We start from the raw sequence: 519 nt of genomic DNA, 5'->3' as shown, positions 1-519 counted from the left end.
ACCCAACTGCGGCCGTACCGCCCGGTCCTGCGCCGGACCTCGATCCGGGTGATCCGCTCCCAGGGCACCGTCCTGCGACTGCCCGGAGAGGCCAGCACCAGCCCGGCCGGCGTGAGGGTGGTGCTGCTCCAGCCGTGCCTGACCAGCGACGTGAGAGCGACGACGGCCAGCACACCGACGGCACCGCCGACCACCGGGCCGTTCCCACCCGCGTCCTGCGCAACCATCAGGGCGGCGATGCCGCCGAACAGCACCACGATCCCCGCCATCCGCAGCTTCGTCCTGCGCAGCCCCACCGGGCCGAACCCGATCCGTATCTCGTCCATGCGCGGGATGGTAGTGCCCGCGTGAACTAGAACCGGTCGGTGGCCAGCTCGACGCCGAACGGCTCCGGAAGGCGGGGATCGCTGTCCGCGGGGTGACCTACCCTGTCGCGCATGGAATCCCTAGCTGAAGAGGTCGCGCGGGTGTGGGCGGTGATGGAGGCCCGGATGCCGACCGGCCCCGGCGGCCTGAACC

General features: G+C 71.9%; 1 protein-coding gene. It reads right to left on the bottom strand.

The features are described from left to right. A partial coding sequence (locus ABD323_RS45385; RefSeq protein WP_344447773.1) for a hypothetical protein occupies window positions 1-326 on the bottom strand: 326 nt, incomplete at its 3' end. Between the last annotated feature and the right edge of the window lie 193 nt (window positions 327-519).

The sequence above is a fragment of the Kitasatospora nipponensis genome, from assembly GCF_039528135.1.
Classification (GTDB): Bacteria; Actinomycetota; Actinomycetes; order Streptomycetales; family Streptomycetaceae; genus Kitasatospora; species Kitasatospora nipponensis.
This window is presented reverse-complemented; position numbering and strand designations above follow the sequence as displayed.